Annotated in this window: 21 protein-coding genes; 12 read left to right on the top strand and 9 right to left on the bottom strand. The window is 55.8% G+C overall.

All coding sequences use genetic code 11. The features are described from left to right. Positions 1 to 154: 154 nt before the first annotated feature. The 4 genes from ACB037_RS15925 to ACB037_RS15910 all read right to left on the bottom strand — a co-directional run bounded on the left by ACB037_RS15925 (position 155) and on the right by ACB037_RS15910 (position 4,336). Positions 155 to 1,141: a tyrosine-type recombinase/integrase gene (locus ACB037_RS15925; protein ID WP_371175575.1), complete on the bottom strand. Its 987-nt coding sequence runs from the start codon at positions 1,139 to 1,141 to the stop codon at positions 155 to 157. Between the two features lie 239 nt (positions 1,142 to 1,380). Then, the gene (locus ACB037_RS15920) at positions 1,381 to 2,898 is read right to left on the bottom strand and encodes a P-loop NTPase fold protein (protein WP_371175574.1); all 1,518 of its coding nucleotides are present in this window, start codon (positions 2,896 to 2,898) and stop codon (positions 1,381 to 1,383) included. Positions 2,899 to 3,266: 368 nt separating this feature from the next. Next, positions 3,267 to 3,596, bottom strand: a complete 330-nt coding sequence (locus ACB037_RS15915) for a hypothetical protein (protein ID WP_371175573.1) — start codon at positions 3,594 to 3,596, stop codon at positions 3,267 to 3,269. A gap of 41 nt (positions 3,597 to 3,637) precedes the next feature. Continuing rightward, positions 3,638 to 4,336 (bottom strand): LexA family transcriptional regulator, encoded by a 699-nt coding sequence (locus ACB037_RS15910; RefSeq protein WP_279986751.1) that lies wholly within the window; start codon positions 4,334 to 4,336, stop codon positions 3,638 to 3,640. Between the two features lie 104 nt (positions 4,337 to 4,440). Here ACB037_RS15910 and ACB037_RS15905 point away from each other — a divergent pair, with 104 nt between their 5' ends. The 11 genes from ACB037_RS15905 to ACB037_RS15855 all read left to right on the top strand — a co-directional run bounded on the left by ACB037_RS15905 (position 4,441) and on the right by ACB037_RS15855 (position 10,626). After that, positions 4,441 to 4,653, top strand: coding sequence for a Cro/CI family transcriptional regulator (locus ACB037_RS15905; RefSeq protein WP_371175572.1), 213 nt, complete (start codon positions 4,441 to 4,443; stop codon positions 4,651 to 4,653). A 21-nt stretch (positions 4,654 to 4,674) separates the two neighbouring features. Next, a complete protein-coding gene (locus ACB037_RS15900) occupies positions 4,675 to 4,944 on the top strand; it encodes a hypothetical protein (RefSeq protein WP_017786933.1) in 270 nt (89 codons plus the stop codon). A gap of 37 nt (positions 4,945 to 4,981) precedes the next feature. After that, entirely contained in the window at positions 4,982 to 5,491 is a 510-nt protein-coding gene (locus ACB037_RS15895) for a phage regulatory CII family protein (protein WP_060389451.1), read from the top strand. Positions 5,492 to 5,504: 13 nt separating this feature from the next. Continuing rightward, positions 5,505 to 5,957 (top strand): hypothetical protein, encoded by a 453-nt coding sequence (locus tag ACB037_RS15890; protein WP_371175571.1) that lies wholly within the window; start codon positions 5,505 to 5,507, stop codon positions 5,955 to 5,957. A 65-nt stretch (positions 5,958 to 6,022) separates the two neighbouring features. Continuing rightward, on the top strand, positions 6,023 to 6,211 hold the full coding sequence (locus ACB037_RS15885) for a hypothetical protein (RefSeq protein WP_048207736.1): 189 nt from the start codon (positions 6,023 to 6,025) through the stop codon (positions 6,209 to 6,211). A 2-nt stretch (positions 6,212 to 6,213) separates the two neighbouring features. Then, entirely contained in the window at positions 6,214 to 6,474 is a 261-nt protein-coding gene (locus tag ACB037_RS15880; RefSeq protein WP_371175570.1) for a helix-turn-helix domain-containing protein, read from the top strand. A 184-nt stretch (positions 6,475 to 6,658) separates the two neighbouring features. Continuing rightward, positions 6,659 to 7,114: a hypothetical protein gene (locus tag ACB037_RS15875; RefSeq protein ID WP_371175569.1), complete on the top strand. Its 456-nt coding sequence runs from the start codon at positions 6,659 to 6,661 to the stop codon at positions 7,112 to 7,114. After that, positions 7,111 to 7,368, top strand: a complete 258-nt coding sequence (locus tag ACB037_RS15870) for a hypothetical protein (RefSeq protein ID WP_371175568.1) — start codon at positions 7,111 to 7,113, stop codon at positions 7,366 to 7,368. The genes ACB037_RS15875 and ACB037_RS15870 overlap by 4 nt, the downstream gene beginning before the upstream one ends. Further along, on the top strand, positions 7,365 to 9,632 hold the full coding sequence (locus tag ACB037_RS15865; RefSeq protein ID WP_371175567.1) for a replication endonuclease: 2,268 nt from the start codon (positions 7,365 to 7,367) through the stop codon (positions 9,630 to 9,632). Before ACB037_RS15870 ends, ACB037_RS15865 begins: the two co-directional genes overlap by 4 nt. Continuing rightward, entirely contained in the window at positions 9,629 to 10,138 is a 510-nt protein-coding gene (locus ACB037_RS15860; RefSeq protein WP_371175566.1) for a hypothetical protein, read from the top strand. The genes ACB037_RS15865 and ACB037_RS15860 overlap by 4 nt, the downstream gene beginning before the upstream one ends. A 260-nt stretch (positions 10,139 to 10,398) precedes the next feature. Beyond that, positions 10,399 to 10,626 (top strand): hypothetical protein, encoded by a 228-nt coding sequence (locus ACB037_RS15855; RefSeq protein WP_257689950.1) that lies wholly within the window; start codon positions 10,399 to 10,401, stop codon positions 10,624 to 10,626. 182 nt (positions 10,627 to 10,808) lie between these two features. Here the strand turns inward: ACB037_RS15855 and umuC are convergent, their stop codons facing one another. Further along, positions 10,809 to 12,086, bottom strand: coding sequence for a translesion error-prone DNA polymerase V subunit UmuC (umuC, locus tag ACB037_RS15850; protein ID WP_371175565.1), 1,278 nt, complete (start codon positions 12,084 to 12,086; stop codon positions 10,809 to 10,811). Next, positions 12,083 to 12,505: a translesion error-prone DNA polymerase V autoproteolytic subunit gene (gene umuD / locus ACB037_RS15845; RefSeq protein WP_371175564.1), complete on the bottom strand. Its 423-nt coding sequence runs from the start codon at positions 12,503 to 12,505 to the stop codon at positions 12,083 to 12,085. Before umuD ends, umuC begins: the two co-directional genes overlap by 4 nt. Positions 12,506 to 12,847: 342 nt before the next feature. Between umuD and ACB037_RS15840 the strand changes: the two genes are divergently transcribed. Next, a complete protein-coding gene (locus ACB037_RS15840; protein ID WP_371175563.1) occupies positions 12,848 to 13,423 on the top strand; it encodes a hypothetical protein in 576 nt (191 codons plus the stop codon). A gap of 443 nt (positions 13,424 to 13,866) precedes the next feature. Here the strand turns inward: ACB037_RS15840 and ACB037_RS15835 are convergent, their stop codons facing one another. The 3 genes from ACB037_RS15835 to ACB037_RS15825 are packed head-to-tail and all read right to left on the bottom strand — an operon-like array spanning position 13,867 to position 17,004. After that, positions 13,867 to 14,118, bottom strand: a complete 252-nt coding sequence (locus ACB037_RS15835; protein WP_371175562.1) for an ogr/Delta-like zinc finger family protein — start codon at positions 14,116 to 14,118, stop codon at positions 13,867 to 13,869. A 58-nt stretch (positions 14,119 to 14,176) separates the two neighbouring features. Further along, on the bottom strand, positions 14,177 to 15,193 hold the full coding sequence (locus ACB037_RS15830) for a phage portal protein (RefSeq protein ID WP_371175561.1): 1,017 nt from the start codon (positions 15,191 to 15,193) through the stop codon (positions 14,177 to 14,179). Next, positions 15,190 to 17,004, bottom strand: a complete 1,815-nt coding sequence (locus ACB037_RS15825; protein WP_371175560.1) for a terminase ATPase subunit family protein — start codon at positions 17,002 to 17,004, stop codon at positions 15,190 to 15,192. Before ACB037_RS15825 ends, ACB037_RS15830 begins: the two co-directional genes overlap by 4 nt. Positions 17,005 to 17,128 lie beyond the last annotated feature (124 nt).

Raw genomic sequence — 17,128 nt, 5'->3', positions numbered from 1 at the left:
GCTCAAAAATGAGCAACAAAAAAGGAGGCCTGAGCCCCCTTTTCATGTCTAATGAAAACAACAACATAGATAAATATCAAAGAGTTACGAGCGACTTGAGAGTACATCAAAAGCCCCGTGACGACCCTGTTTGGGGCAATTTGTGGACACTTCATCATGCGGCCGGGAGCGGGTTTTCCAGCGGGTTGAAGCGCACCGCATCGCTCAGATAGTCCGGTGCAAAGTGGGCATAGGTCATCGTCTGCTGGATGTTGTGATGGCCCAGAATTTTTTGCAACGCGAGGATGTTGCCCCCGGACATCATGAAGTGTGATGCAAAAGTGTGCCGGAACACATGCACCGCCTGCCCTGCTGGCAGATCCGGCGCCACGGCCTTGAGCACGTCACGCACCAGCAGATAGTCGAGATCACGAAACAGCGGTCCCCGGTTCACCCCATTCGTTATCTCTTGGCACAGTTCGGCAGAGATCGGCACGGTGCGGTTCTTGCCATTCTTGGTGTTGATGTAGGTCACCCGGCTGGCCAGTACCTCCTCGCGGCGCAGATTGGCCGCCTCGCTCCAGCGCGCCCCCGTGGCCAGGCAGAGTTTGACCACCTTCAGGTTATCCCCCGAAAGCGCCGCCAGCACGTCGTTGATTTCGTCCTGGGTCAGGTAGCCCATCGACCGCTCGACCAGTTTGACCTTCTTCATCTCTTTGAGCGGGTGCTCATGATGGTAATGGCCGAGATCGGTGAGCACCGAGAACACCCCGCCCAGCATCTCCTGTTCGCGGTTCACCGTCTTGGGTTGGCGACCAGCTTGCAGACGCTGCGCCCGATACTCGGAGAACAGTGCCCGGGTCACCTGTCTTGCCAACGGGTGGCGCAACGCGGCATCGATATTGTGGAGTTTCTTGCGCACCGCCTCCCCTGCTTTGAGGGTCTGGCCATGGTAGTGCCACCAGAGCTCGATAAGCTCGGAGAGTGGCCGGTTGTCTGCCGGGCGATCTACCCACTCTTTGTTGTGCTCGGTGGCGATCACCCAACGCTCGAACTGCTGGGCCTCGGACTTGGTCTTGAAGCGCTTGCGGATCCGCTTGCCTTCCCTCCCCTGCGGGCGGATATCGACCAGGTACCCCTCGGGCGTGGACTTGATGCTCATCGCCCCTCCTTATATAGGAAGGCGCTTTCCCATCCCCGTGGACCGCACATCGACACCGAACCCGACCATTGCACTCTCACTGTCATCACCCCCCATCAAAACACTGTGGTTTTATACAGCATTTGATGATGGTTAGCAGTGTTTAACTTAGACCGCGCTAAACAACGGAAAGCTGGAGATGAGGAACATTCTTCTGTTATTCATTACCATTAACCCGTTACTTATAATAGTCTCCCAAACTAATCAAATGATGCTGACAACTCAACCAAGTCAAGATAATATCCTTTTTCTTTTTTATGCACCCCTCTTTTTATATAATCAGCCTGCATTGCTTTTATGTGAAAAACTTCATTGCTGAAATCACTGGTTTTATTTAAAGTGGCAATGCGCTCTATTTCTTTAATCATGGAACTTTCATTTTGATTTGAAAATAGCTTTGTTTCATACGTGCCGGAAAACACGCCACTTAAATTGACAAAGATTGATTCAAAATATTTACTTACCTTTACATTCATTATCACAGGCTGAATTACATCACACTGTACTATTATTTCAACATTTGATTTGACATAACTTTTTTCTTTGAAGAAAATATTAAATTCACCGACATTAGCAATCCCTGAAACTTTATTATACAAATCGAAATCACATCCCCTCATACAATGTAGTATTGTCAGGTAAATTATGTCGAAATTACTTCCTCTCTTCATATAATGGATTGATGAAACAATCCCATTAACTATATGTATAGCTCTTCTCGGTGATAGCTTGAATGCATCGAGAACTGAAATTACGTTAGCTAACGGATCTTCAGACTTTGGCCATATTTGAATTTGCTGCTTTCCAAGAAAAGAGTTTGATAACGCATCAATATTACAATGAGTTTCTATAAGTCCTCTTAGAGAGGGTTGACGCAAACTAAAGCGTGAATCAAAGAAACGTGACAAATATGTTTGAGCATCAAACCCACCTCCATAGACCACTTTGATTGCATGCTGAAGTTGTTCTGTATCAGTTGCAATAATAAAAAACACACCCGGAATATCAAAGATATGCTTAATCGCTTCAAGCATTTCTACAGCATAGCTTGGTCTGCATCGATCCAATTCATCAATAATAACAAATGTAGGCTTATTGATGGTTCCGTCCCCTTGTCCAACAACAGAACCTATCCACCCAAGAATATCCAACTTTAAAGCTTTAACTGATGCACTCTTTTTTTCATGAGAAGATATCAAGAATTGAGCCATTTTCGCTGCAGCATCACCAACTTCTTTACTTATATCAACTGAATTTTCTTCATTGAAAGATAATAGTTCATCTAAATCTTTTCCAAGATATTTCTTTGCCGCTGCTCCCACCATCATGGGGCCCATAGCCTTTAGGAGTGACCAACCATTTTCACAACTCTTCGAGAGAAATGAATCTTCAGGTTTATCAGTTAGCTCACGTAAAGATGAAATGATAGCGGAAACGACAGTCATGAAGGGATCATCTGAATGATCATCCTTCCAGGCATCTATATAAACAACTGGATGTCGTCTCTTTAGATCCTCTGCCCAGCGTTTTAAGAAGTATGTTTTACCCGTACCCCACCCTGAATTCAAATTCAAAACATAAGGTTTACTCAAGTCTTGAGCGTTCAAGAAACTAGTCAAAAATAGGGCGTACTTTGCTCTATCAAGATGATCAGGGCAATAGCTAACACCATCTATTTCGACACTATTTTTCCACTCAACGTCTATTTCTTTTGACATTATATCCCTCTGCTAATCCGCCCAGAAAAGAGTCTGCAGTCTTTGTGATTTCGTTTTATGACTTTGTATTTACATTTTCGAACAAACAATAAATTCATGCTGAATATCTTTAATGATATTATTGGTAAAGGATTACTGACTAGGGGCACCAATATGGAGCAATTCAGAACCCTCAGGGGTAAAGTTCTACATGAAAAAAGCAAACTATCTATCCTTGAGAAGCTATGGCTAGCAGTCGTCGACTTTCAACGAGCGACTACAGACAAAGAATTTTCCGATGAGTGGGGAGATGCTGAAGCATTCCAACATGATATGTTTATCTTTGTTGAACAATGTAGCATCTCCATCTCGAAGAAAGACATCCGTAGTTAAGCGTTATCTTCTGCTAGTTCAGAGATAATATTTTTGACTACTCGCTCGCCCCACCCCAGGGGCGGGTCTTCTTTTACATACCCATCGATGCTGCACAGTTCAGCTAAATCTGCAACTTCGCTAGCGCGCTCGATTGGCCAGCCATGCTCTACAAGTCGATCGAAGATATGGTGATGTTCATAGCTATATCGCTTATCAAGCAAGGCATAAAACAACCCTATCGCTTTAGAGCGGTCGATCGGGTGCAGAATACCTGACTGTGGCGACAAACTTTTGGCTAATTTGTCAATGGCAGCAATTACGACTGGATGAGGCAACTTAGTCATCAGTTCTCCTAACCTGAGTTCAAATAGTAAAACAGGGCGCATTAGCGCCCTGTTTGTCTTTTTCTATATGACCTGTGTTCTACCATCACGCCGATGATCTGGATGTGTTGTCGGTCGGAATGCATGGTGGGGAAATCGTCATTGAGGGGGACCAGTTCAAACACCTCTTGCCCGCTCTCGTCGATGCCGCGGGGCCGGTACTTCTTGAAGGTGGCCTCTTCACTGCCGTTCCTGGCCACGACAAAATCCCCTGGTTGGGGCGCTTCGTCGGGGTCAACGATGATGAGGTCGCCTTCTTTAAAGAAGGGTTCCATCGACTGGCCACGCAACCAGAGGCCGAAACCACAAGGACCGACATCGACCCCCGCCGTCACATACTCGACGTTGCCATCGAAGGCCGTGGCCTGTTCACACATCTCGTGCCAGTGGCCGGCCTGAACATAGCTCAGCACAGGCACGCGCGTACCTTGCGGGATCACGGCCGGTTCGACGTTGTGATATCCAGGCATCACTTCTGGTGCAGGCTGTCCCCTCGCCTCCCCGTCTCCAGTCAAAAGCCAGTCAACAGTTACCCCCAGCGCTGCCGCTAGATCATTGAGATAGCGGCCTTTTGGCTGGTTAAGTCCCGACTCCCACTTGCTAATCGACACCCGGGTTATCCCGATTCGCTTAGCCAGCTCGTCTTGGCTCATTTTCTGCGCACGTCTGCGCGCTGATATGCGGTCATTGATAGTTTCCATAAACCTAAGTTACCACCCAGCAAGGTAACTAAAGCAACGAAACCACTTGACCCCCTCTCGACCCATAAGTTACCTTTAGCCATCACCGACACTTAGGTGACGTTATGGAGGATTTGAAAATGCAAAAAAGTGCTGTTCTTGAACACTTCGGCACCGTTACAGCGACTGCCAAAGCTCTTGGTATTTCCCATGTTGCTGTCAGCAAGTGGAGCGAAACCATCCCACAAGGCCGCGCCTACCAGATCGAGGTGCTGACCGGCGGCAAATTGAAAGCCGGCGCGCACAGCACCCCGCAACAACCCACCCCCTGTGTTTGAACCCCCTGAGAAGGATTCATCATGGTTACTCGAACCAAACCCATCCGTATCCCCAGCGATGTGAGCCAGTTGCCGCTTGATTACCCCTTTGGCAATCGCGTCAGCGAAAGCCTGGAGGAGTACGCCAAGCGTCAGGGCTTAACGATTGGGGCCGTTAAAAAGCGCGCAGACCGCGGCCAGTTGCCCATCTTGCAAGACGGCCCGGGCGCGCCTCGCGAGGTTAACCTTTACGCCCTGTTCCTGCAGGCCCGTTATCAGGCCGAGCGCTACGTCACCATGACGCTCGCGTGAACCTGCCAACACCATAACGGGTCAAGGAGACGTTCGCATGTTTACCGAATACGCCAGCAAACATCCGCACTGGATCAGCGCCTGCCAACGCTTTGCCGCCAGTCACAACATGGCCGAGATAGCCCAGCGGGCTGGCATGAATCCGCAGCTCCTGCGCAACAAGTTAAACCCCGATCAGCCCCATGAACTGACAGTGGCCGAGCTGATTGCCATCACCCAGGCGAGTGAGGGCGATGAAACCCTGTTCGATGGCGCCCTGTTTGGCTGTGGCTTGACGGCCGTTGCCATTCCCCAGGCAGAACGGGCCCCTTCCCTGCCCCATCAGGCCATCGATCTGAACGCCAAGATTGCCAGCATTGGCCAACGCGCGCTGGAGCTGACCGACCGCGGCCGGATCACCCGCTCGGAGCGCAACACCCTGGTGAGCGTGGCCACCTCGGCAATGGGATCGCTCGCCATCTTGATCCACGACATCGAGGCCCGCTTTCAGGCGGTGCCCGCCCTGGCCTGCGCATCAGACATCCTGATGCAGGCCGCGACCATGTGAAGGGGAAACCACCATGCAACGCATTGAACATGAACAACGCAATTTGGCGGGCCTGACGCCCACCGAACAGCTCGCCATGAATACCGCCGGCTGCCTGCTGTTGCGCGAGCTGTTCAGCAAGACACGCTCAAGTCTGGATAACGACTGGCTGGCACTGAGCCAGACCAAGAAAGCGGCCATCTGTGCCATTGCCCGCCAGCCACGGGGCGAACTGATGACCGCCACCCTGTCAGCCCTGCCCCATGCACACCGTGAGGCGATCAGGCTGGCGGTGATCGCGCTGGAGTATCAGAAAGCCTTTCACGGCGGTTGTGACAGCAAAGTCTGGCATCCGGCACTGAACACCAGATCCATCGGAGATATCGAGAGGGAGAAGAAAGAGAGAGCGGCAAAGCTTCGCTTGAAGCGCGCCGTGCTGGCGGCAAGCCAGATGACTGGGCAAGGCCCGCGCCCTATCGGGCAGTAAAAAGCCCGCATAACGGAGCTGCAACTCCAAGCGGGCCTCTATCAACAACGTATGAGGAAGTCGACATGGCAACTTTAGCGATCCCCTGCGCCCTGCGCAACCTTCGCATCCAGCAACGCAAGCTGACGGGCCGCTATGGCACCCGTCTTAGCCAACACCCTGACGGGATTGCGCTTATGGAACGCACCACCGCACTGGCTTGGGCTTCTCTGTTCAGCCGCATCAATCCCTGCACTCTTTCACAAGGAGCCTGACCATGCACACCCAACCAACCCAGATCAACCAGCTCAACCACCATGCGGCCAAGCGCCTGCGCCAGTTGCGGGAGCAGTTGAAGCTGAGCCGCCCCAAGTTTGCCGATCAGCTCGGCATTCCAGCCACCACGCTCAAGAACTATGAGCTGGGATACCGCGAGATCGGCGGCGGTCTGTTCCTGCTGATCGCCAATCACCCGGATCTGAAACACCACTGCGACTGGTTGCTGACTGGCATCGCCACGCCGGAGGTGCAGGCATGAGCCGGATTTTTCATCCCATATCGGAACAGGAGGCACTGGCCCGGGCGGCAGAGCTGCCCCTTAACCTCGCCAGATTAACCCGTGTGCGTTTGCGCGGGTCGGAAGGGCGCAACCTGCGTGCACAGGGCAAAACCAGCCAAGGCTGGCACCAGCTCTTTGTCACCTTGAACCGGAGGGCCTGCCCATGAGCGACGCCATCAAGATTGCCCGTCAGGCCCCCAAGCTCGTCGAAGGGCTGCTGGCCGACATGTTCGCAGCCAATGCCGAAGATAACCGCATCGCCCTGGGCGGGATTTACTCCGGCCAGCAATACATCCAGCTCCAACTGGTCGCCACCTGCAATCCGGCCGCCCTGCTGGATGACGACAGCGGTGAGGACGATGACGAAGAGGGGCCAGCCATGGCCCCGACTCATGGCCCGCTGGTCACTCACTGGCTGGCAGCCCGCGCCGAGTTTATCGCCGCCGGTGGTGAAGCCCGGGGGGATAGAGACATCGCCCGGGAGCTGCTGGCACTCGGGGCCGTGCGATCCGTCTATTGGCTGGCGCTGGGTCAGGGTGAAACCGCCCTGGCCCGGGAGATTGGCGAGTGGTGGCGCGAGTGCGCCCCGCTGCACGGACAAGGTGAGGTGATCCAGTGACCCATCACCTGCAGCAGGAGCTGGCCAGCCTGATGCACCGCTGGCAAGAGACCTATCGGGAAGACGCAGCGCGGCTGCGTCTTTATCAACGGGAGCTGGTCAAGGTGCGCCAGCTGCCTGCACGACCCCGGGCAAGCATTACGCTGTTACTGCGCCAGTGTGCGGCAGCCCGCCGCATGAAAGCCCATGCGCAGCAGCGCATCCAAGGCTGCCAATCCCGCATCAGCTTGTTATCTGGTACCGCCATCCAATGAGTCGAACAACCACCCGGCTGCCGCTGTCGAAAAGGACACTGCGGCAGCGCATCGATACCCTTTCCAATGCTCTGCCCGGCGTCAATCTTGACGCCGCTTTCGTTGGCGTCCCCGGCCAATCTGATCTGGCGTGGGCCGTGCAAGTTCTCGATGGCCTCTCCCCCCAGCTCAGCCAGACCCTGTTCAAGCAATACGTGCGACGCCGCAAAGATGGCAGCACCCGCCATGCCCGCAATGGCAACATCTGGCTTCGTGAGCGGACCAAGCTGGTGCGCGGCCTTATCCAGGCCCTGCCAGTGGACCCGCAGGCCCTGCGCGATGAAGAGAGCCGCAAGCGGGTGGCGCATCAGTTCGCCAACCAGACGGCCGCCATCTGGCACAACATCGAGCAGGGCATCAAAGCCGGCGATGAGCCGGATCTGCTGCTGACATGGGAAGCCATCCGCCAGCCTGCCGACCAGTGGGGCTTTATAGGGGAGTTGCCCGAATTCAAAACCGAGGAGGTGCGTGATAACTGGATCCTGAGCGTGATGGTGCGCCTGCTCTCTGCCAAGTGGTGGGAAAAGCGGATCAACCGCACCTGGGACAGACTGCAGGAGCACATCAACATCGTGCTCGGCAAGGTGCGCAAGGGGGTGTCGGCGTATGTGTCGAACGCCACCATGAAGGTAGTGCGTGAGCGCAAGCGGGCCATGATGCGCTGGTTGGCCGAGTCGGAGGTAATGAACACCCAGCATGACCTGGTGATCTCGATGAAGGATTGTTGGGAGGCCAGCAACGCCAACCCGGTCAACCGCCGCAACGAGATGATGGTGCGGATGCGCGGCTTTGAGGATTACGCCGAAGAGCAAGGGCATGTGGGGGTCTTCTTCACCTGGACGGCACCTTCCCGCTTTCATGCCTGGACACAGAAACACGACGGCAAGACCGTAGAGAACAAACGCTATGAAGGGGCAACGCCGCGGGAAACCTGCGCTTATCTGGCCAAGCTATGGAGCCTGACTCGGGCCGCTCTCAAGCGGGCAGATACCCCCGTCTACGGCTTTCGGGTGTGCGAGCCACATCACGATGGCACCCCGCACTGGCACATGCTGCTCTTTATGCGCCCTGCCAACAAATGGCGAGTGATCAGCACCCTGCAACGCTATGCCCTCACCGATGATCATCAAGAGCTGGTGCGCGATATCCAGGGGCGCCCGCCCTTCACCGACATCACTCCCCGCTTTGACTGGAAAGAGATAGACCCGGCCAAGGGCGATGCCACCGGCTACATCGCCGCCTATATTGCCAAGAACATCGACGGTGAGCATGTGGATGGTGATCAGGAGTCTGACACTCCGGCTGATCAAGGGGCCCAGCATGCATGCGCTTGGGCCAGCTGGTGGGGAATCCGCACATTTCAGCAGATCGGCGGCGCCCCTGTCGGGGTCTGGCGCGAACTGCGCCGCATCAGCAACGCCAAGAAGCACGGCGATCTGGTGGGCCCACCCAAGCCCGTGCTGCAAGACCCGCGCTTTGAGGCCGCCCGTTTTGCCGCGGATAACGGCATCTTCCGCTGCTACCTGCAGGCCATGGGCGGCGCCCTGGCGACCAGGGCCGAACACCCCATCAAGTTGGCCCACCTCATCGAGGAGCAGGCCAACGCTTACGGCGAAGACATCAAGCGCCTGATGGGCCTGCACACCGCCCGCCTGGGTGTACGCACCCGTTTAACCGGGTGGGAAGTAGTGCCTGCCGGTACCTTCGAAGCCACCAAGGCCGCCGAGGGTTCGGCTTGGGGGGTTGGGGTTAAGACGGGCGACAGCCCGGCACCTTGGAGCTCTGACAATAACTGTACGCGGCCGGATCCTGATGCCTTCGCAGACCAGATCATGAGGGAACAATGGGGGTTATCGCCCTTCTCCATCGACCGATTGCGGGTTGGTGCCAGTGTCATCGCGGACGGTTTCACCCTTTGGCTTGAGAACGGACAGGTGCAGTCGGCTAGAGCAATCCCGAGCGAGCCGGATTGGCAGCCAGAGGGCCAGCGGCCAGCCGAACAGGGCCAGCCGGATGAATACGCGCAGCCGGAAGGCGATGAGGACTGGCCGATGCTGGTTGAGCTTTGCGGCCAGGTCTACCAAGCACAGGGCCATGCCGGCGCATTCCGCTGGATTGAGATGCTGCCGGAGCCATATCAGTCACACATGTGGGCAGAACTGGAGAAGCTGGACACCTCGGAGTGGCTACAAGAACAGAACGACTACAGCGAGGAGTGGGTATGAACAACACACAGACCGTCAGCCGAGAAGAGTACCGCCGCCTGGATAATCGGGTGACCTGTATTCTCCAGCAGCGCTGGCCAGCCAACGAGATAAGCCAGTGGGTAGGGATGCTCAAGGGCAAACAACAGTCCGTGGCCTGCGCCATTTTGCGCCGTCGCCACCCTCGTCCCACACAGCTGGCTCTGCCGGCCATCGCCGCCGAGGTGCCGAACCCGTTTCAGGCCAAGTCAAACCGCCACACTATACTGGTACTCACAGCCGATGGCCGCCAAGCGGGTAGACGCCACATTGTGGAGGGGCAAACCCCTGTGGCCATCGACCAGAGCGGTACCATCCGGTGCGCCGTCACCGGCCGCACCCTCTTTATCGCACCGGGCAGCTTCATAGACCGCACCAACCCGGGCGTAGCCGAACAGCTCAACCCAACATACCAGCCAGCTCTGCACCAAGTAGTGGCTGACCACCGTCAACTCAAGGAATACCAGTCACATCCAGTACAGTCCTGACAGGACCATGAAGATAAGCTTTGGTGTAACTTTCCCTCGTTCGCACCGTTCACTTTTCGTACTAAAACAAAGGTTACGTCAAAAGATCAAGTTAATCGAATACGTCTAGACAGTTTCAGCACGCTAGTAATATGATAGTTAATAAGTTTATGTGTGCCATATTGCTATTTAGGTTGGTTCATACAGACATCTTATTAGTTATCAGATAATTTTCATCTTCATCTTTACTACTTTTGAACGTAATAACTTAGGAGAGAGTCGTGAGTTTCGGAAACAAGCCACAGTTTGAACTCCTGCAACTTCTGAATGCTGGAGCGGGATTTACATTTAATGCATCTCAAAAACCACAATTTGAGCTTCTACAGCTAGTAAATGCAGCTAAAGCTAGTGGTGCACGTCTCACGTTAACTGGTTTAGCCCACAAACCTCAGTTTGAGCTTCTACAGCTTGCAAATGCAGGTAAAGGGATCGTTGTTCTTGAAGATTAGAGCCTGCATCCGCTCTAATTGAAGATCGCTAAAGCTCTAAGCTCGGTGCGAACGACAACCCATTAGATGCAAAGTGCAGAACCAACTAGTTCGTGGTTCTGGTTGAGAGAAAAGACCAAGTATTCACATAGCTACGGCCATACTCTGAGCACCTGCACTGTTAAATTTATACATCAATTAGCTCACTTCACTATCGGCAGCTCGCCGAGCGCAGTGGTATAGCGGGGGCTTAACTGCTCCCGCTTCATCATCCACTCCCGAGTGTCGCGGCCGCGGGCCGCGAAGTAGACCTTCCCCAACCGCCCCTGGTTGATCTTGTCGATGACCTGCATCAGCGCCTCGCTGCGCTGGGATTGCTGCTGTGCGGCGAACAGGTCGCCCTGCTGCATGCTGGCGGGGGTGAAGTCGGCCAGCATGACGCCCCCTTTCTGGTATCGCTGCTCATCACGCCAGATGCGGGGGAGCAGTTCCGGGATCAGGGCCAACAGGGCCCGGGTGTCGTGGGTGGGCGTGGCCAGCTTGGTGCTCACCTGGTTGCCGTAATAGGGCTCCCGGTCGCTGAACGGGCTGGTGCGAATAAATAGGGTCACGTGCCGGCAGCACATCCCCTCCCCCCGCAGCTTCTCGGCGGCCCGCTCCATGTAGCCGGCCAGCGCCTGGTGCATGGGGCCTATCTGGGTGATGCGCTCGCCAAACGAGCGCGAGCAGATGATCTGCTGCTTGGCCTGGGCCTCTTGCTCCAGCTCGGCGCAGGGGATCCCCCGCAGCTCCTGCACCGTGCGCTCGACCACCACGCCATAGCGGCGCCGCAGCGCCTTGGGGTCGGCAGCGACCAGGTCGGCCACGGTCTTGATGCCCTGGGCCTCCAGCTTGGCGGTGAGCCGCCTGCCAATGCCCCATATCTCGTCCACCGGGGTGATCGCCATCAGCCGGGCGCGCCGCGCTTCATCCCGCAGATCCACCACACCACCGGTGGCGGGCCACTTCTTGGCGGCATAGTTGGCGAGCTTGGCGAGGGTCTTGGTGGGGCCGATGCCGACCCCCACGGTCAACCCCGTCCACTGCTGCACCCGCTCGCGAATCTGGCGGCCATAGGCCACCAGGTCGCCCGCCCAGGACTCGCTCAGTTCGATGAAGGCCTCGTCGATGCTGTAGACCTCCACCGCCGGGGCCATCCCCTCCAGAATGGTCATCACCCGGTTCGACATGTCGCCATAGAGTGCGTAGTTGCTGGAGAACCAGACCCCGCCCATGGCCTCGAAGAATTGGCGGATCTGGAAGTACGGCACCCCCATCTTGATGCCGAGCGCCTTGGTCTCCGCCGAACGGGCTACCACACAGCCATCGTTGTTGGAGAGCACCACGATGGGCCGCCCCTTCAAGTCGGGGCGAAACAGCCGCTCGCAACTGGCGTAGAAGTTGTTCACGTCGACAAGGGCAACGGCGCAGCGCTTGTTCATGGGCTGTCCACCTGGTGCACGACAAAGGCCACCACCCCGAAGATTTCCAGCTCCTGCCCATCGTTGAAATGGATGGGGCGATAGGCCCGGTTGCCAGGGAGCAAGGCGACAGTGGGCTCAAGCTGCAATTTCTTCACCGTGAACTCGCCATCCACCGCGGCGACCACCACGCTACCGTGACGCGCCTTGCGGCTGCGGTCGACGACCAGCAAGTCGCCATCGCGGATCCCGTGGTCGACCATGCTGTCACCGGCCGCCCGCACGAAGTAGGTGGCCGCCGGGTGGGTCACACACAACTGGTTGAGGTCGATGGTCTGCTCGGTGTAGTCCTGCGCCGGCGACGGAAAGCCGCAGGCCACCGGGGAGAGGAACAGGGGCAGCTCCAACAAGGGAGCATCAGGGGCGGGTTGAGCAAACATGCTGGCAATCTCTGTGTTACTGTATAAAAACACAGTATAGCAAGCCGCAAAAAGCGGATCACCGTGCGGCGTTTGGCTCCATAGACAATGAGGTCAGGTTTCCTGTACTAGGTGTAGCATCTCTGTAAATACCAATACTCTCACGATGAAAGATGAAAAGCGTGATGAGGTTCAATTTATTTCATCCAACATAATGCGACAACACAAGGTGTACTTAAAGAATGCAAATTTAATAGACCGATACATATCATTTGCGCTAGTCTGCCACTCCAATATAAAAACAACGCCAAGGTAAAATATATTTTTTACTACCTCCTAAAAATATAAAAAGGGCTAAACACAATGAGTAAGTTCCTTTATCTGAGTGAATATTCTTATTGCCATCCATGGGTCAATGGTGGCAGCATTCCAATTTTCCTTGCAAGCAAGTACATCAGTACAAAAAGAGATGGAATATACACGCCTGATGAGAATCTAATTCATGAAGGAGAATACCCTATTGACAAATTAAAAAATCATGGATTCTATTTTGAAGAGGTTAGGGACCTTACAATGACAGGTTGCATTGGTAACGGCTTTCGAATCCCAAATATACGGAACGCAAATTATTATCATGATGACGGACTGATATTATCATTCTGCAATCATTTTGACCCTGCGATTGCAAAAAAACTAAATAAAAAGGCATGCGTTGAAATATTGAGCATTAACAAATTAAAAAACCACATAAGTAGAAAACTAAAACAAGAATGTATTGCAAAGAACTGCGAATATACAGAAAACCATGAAAGAAACCATTTTTTAAAGTCTATAGAGGATTCATGGCAGAATGAGTTTAGATTATTTTGGAAGGCAGAACAAAACGCGACAGTACATATACCAAAAGGAATAGCCAGAATAGTTCGACTCCCCAAATAGTAAATCTATGAAACCAATTTTAATCCATTTTCACCACACAAATCGATGTAGGCCAGTTCATAGCTAAATGAATAGATCTGAAGGAATATGAAGGATCGCGGAAAGGATCCGGCATCCCGGGAGCGGCCAGTGCTGGCGCGGGGCGCCGCTCCCCTTCCCCAATCGTTCACCTGCATTGAAATCGACACATAAAGCGGGCAGGCGAGGCGGGGTCTTGACTGCGCGCGCTGGGTGCTGAGGGGCCGCCGCCCCGGGGCGTCAGGGCGCTGAACGCCAGGCAAAACAAAGCCCCCTCGGTGAGGAGGCCTCTCTTACGCCGTTTTAGCGACTCATAAGGTCCTTGTAACTGTAGTCTCGCCTATGCCGCCTGCCCTGTCAGATCTGACAGTTGATAGATATTCAGTGACGGATTCCATGCGTCTGCGACTCTGACTTCCAGCTTGTTACGATCCACTCAGTCCTTGCAGCACCAATTGCCGTCCCTCTGGTGTTAGCGCTCCTATCAAGCTAAGCACCAGCTGGTTGGTAGTCTTGGCCGAGGGGCTTAGGGTGTGGGCGAACGACAGGGTGGCCACCCAGCTGTGTCCACACTCGGCATCGGTGCACTGGCAGTAGAGATCCGAGACATCATCGCTCAGTCGGTTGGTCTTGGTAATGCGGCCCCGCTGGCCACACACTTTGCAATAAACCCGCATTACGCCCCCTTTTCTATCCAAATCAACAGCCTATCTTGCCACAGCAGACACTGTTTGTTTATACAGTTGAACCGATATTCTCCCGAAAATCGACCCAGAGGGAGCGAGGGAGTCCCGCGCTGTTGATGGCATCCTGGATAAGGTCGCACAGCGGCAACACCTCGTTACGGGCATAGGTGGCATCGTACTTCTCGGGATCCCCTAGCCCTCCCCCGCCATTGGTCGGAATGATGCCGGCCAGCGCCGCCGGGAAGCGGTGGGATGTCAGCACATCCTGGGCGGTGATCCCCTTAATAGCCGCGAACTCATCCTTGGTTGCAATGTCCCCCACCGGAATGAGCTTGATGCCATCAGGCTTGCCGTCCGGTATGTTCACGAACATCGAGCGGAAATTCCCCACCCCCTTGCTGCTCGCGATCATCTCCTTCATCTCCTCCTCGGTGTCGTCGTCCATATTCGGGTCGGTGGCATAGAAGATGAACCCCATATGGGCACCGTTGAGGAAGTATTTGCGCCGAAACAGGGTGGCATCTTGGTTAAGCAGGGCCGACTGCAGGCCGCCCAGGTAATCGGGCATGCCATAAACCTGCTGCTCGGGATCGTACTGAGCCAGCCAGATGACATCCTCCGGGTGGTAAATCAGGTTCGGCTTGCCCTGCTGCAGGTAGACAAAACAGCCATCCTCGCGCCGGCGCAGGTAGACGCTTGAGAGCGGGTGCAGCCCTACCACCTGGCCAAACCCATTGCGAATTTTAAGCAGGCCCGCATCCCCGAACTGCAGGTAGTTGTGCACGAACGCCGTGATGGTGGCGCGCTGGTTGGTGAAGCGCCCCGCCACCATATTGCGCCTTGCCATCAGGATGGCCCCATGGTGGGCGTTGGCCCTGGCCACCTTGGCCAACCCCTTGCGCTCGATAGGCGGCTGGTAATATTCGCCGTAGGGGTTGTAGAACACCCCAGTGTAATCGGTCATCCAGGCCGTGGGGTCGATGGCCTCTGGCATGCTGAAGGCCACGGCGCTGCGGTTGAGTGAGGTGGCCGCCTGGGCCGGTTGTTGTTTCTGTCGCTTGGTCATGCTGCCTTTCTCTCCTGGCTGGTTGCCCAGGTGGATTTGCGTTTGCGGTAGGTATCTAGCGGCTCATTCGCCACGGCGTGGGCGATGGCAAAAAACACGTCGGCGTGTCCGGTCACGTTGTCCCGGGCGGCCCGAAACGTCATCTGGCCACCGCCGGTGGTGCTGCGCTTGATGGCGAGGAAGGCGAGCGGGATGTCCCGATCCGAGCTGTCCCACTCGATGCGATTCGCCTCCACCACGTCGATCATCTTGAGCACCAGTCGCGACTTGCTCTCGATGCTGTAGTTGATGGGGTGGCACACCCCTTTAAAGACGGGCTTCAAGAGGTCAAACACCCCGGCGCCGATGCCGGAGACATCGACCCCGAGGTACGTGACCCGGAATTTCTTGGCGATGCGGGTGATCTCCTGCGCCTGGAACTGGAAGTTGAGCCCGCGCCAGTAGTGCTTTTCCAGCACCCGGAAGCGCTCGCCAGCGACGGTGGGCGGGGCGACCACCACCAGGGTGGCATTGTCGCGGGTGCGGCTCGGGTCGTAGCCCATCCACACCTCGCGCCGGCCGAACGGGTCAGGCCGCCCGGGCTTGTAGTCCTCCCACCGGGTGGGGTCCACCCCGGCCCGCTCCATGTCCTGGAACTTGAACACCGACAGGGCATCGTCGATAAAGCGGCACATGTAGAGCCTGTCGAACACCTCCTCCGGGTACTCGTCTTTCAGCTCCTCGATGTCGATGAGGTGGCAGCCAAGCAGAATGGCGTCCTCGATGGTGATGACGTAACGCCATTGCCTGTCCGGACAGACGCGGCCGCCGTCGCGCAGCTCATCTTCTCCCGGGAAGTCGATGGCCACCCGGCTCGGGCGCTGTCCCTTCCAGCGATCCCCGGTCCAGAAGCGGTACGCCTCGTGCACCTTGCTCGACGGGGTCGAGAAGTAGGTCTTGCGCCAGTGGCTCTGGGTCGCCATGGCACTGGCCACGTCCGAGAGCTTCTCGAAGTTGGGGATCCAGAAGTATTCGTCGATGTAGACGTTACCGGAGCGGGATTGGGCGCTGTTGGAGTTGGTAGAGCAGAAATGCAGCTCGGCCCCGTTCGACAGCACAATGGGGTTGCCGGTCAGGGTGACACCCAGGAAGGTCTGGGCAATCTTGCAGATGTAGGAGCGGAACACCTCCGCCTGGGCCCGGGTGGCTGACAGGAATATCTGGTTGCCGCCGGTCAGAATGGCATCTTCCAGCGCCTCGCCGGCGAAGTAGTAGGTCATGCCGATCTGGCGGGACTTGAGGATGTTGCGGGTGCGCGGCAGTGCCGGGTCGTTCTTGGCCTCCCGCACCCGCAACTGATAGCCAAACAGGGTGCCCAGCCACTCGGTGAAGTCGGCCTCGGTCAGGTGGCCGATCTCGTTCTTGGCCTTCTTGCCGCCCTTGCGACTGCCGCCTGCCTGGCGGCTTTGCTCACGCTTGCCACAGCTGGGCCCGGGTTCATTCCCCTCTGCTCGCTGGGCCTTGAGGGCCTGCTCACGCTCCGCCCACTTGAGCGCCTTCTCTTTGAGGCTGACATGGTGGCCGATAAGTCGGTCCAGCTCCTCCTGCTCGCCCGGGGTTTTCTTCTCACGATGCAGCAACACCTGCACACGGCGAGCGATGGCATCCTCCACTGCCTCTTCGGTCAGCAGGTCACGCCAGCCGAGCTTTTCGGCCCAGTAGTAGATGATGCGACAGGAGTTGAGCCCCAGTTCGTCCTTGATCTCCTGGGGTGTCCATCGTTTAAGGTAGAGTCCCTTCGCCGCATTGCGAATCTCTTCGGGGTACGCCACTGCGCCTCCATCCGGTGAATGATGGCGCCATCATAACCAGCCCCCTCCCCCCACTTATCCCACTGATGTTCTGAGCAATTCGGATTTCCTGCTGGATCCGAATCCCGCCGAACACCATAGCGTG

It is taken from the genome of Aeromonas sp. S19(2024), assembly GCF_041402625.1.
GTDB classification, from domain to species: Bacteria; Pseudomonadota; Gammaproteobacteria; order Enterobacterales; family Aeromonadaceae; genus Aeromonas; species Aeromonas caviae.
This window is presented reverse-complemented; position numbering and strand designations above follow the sequence as displayed.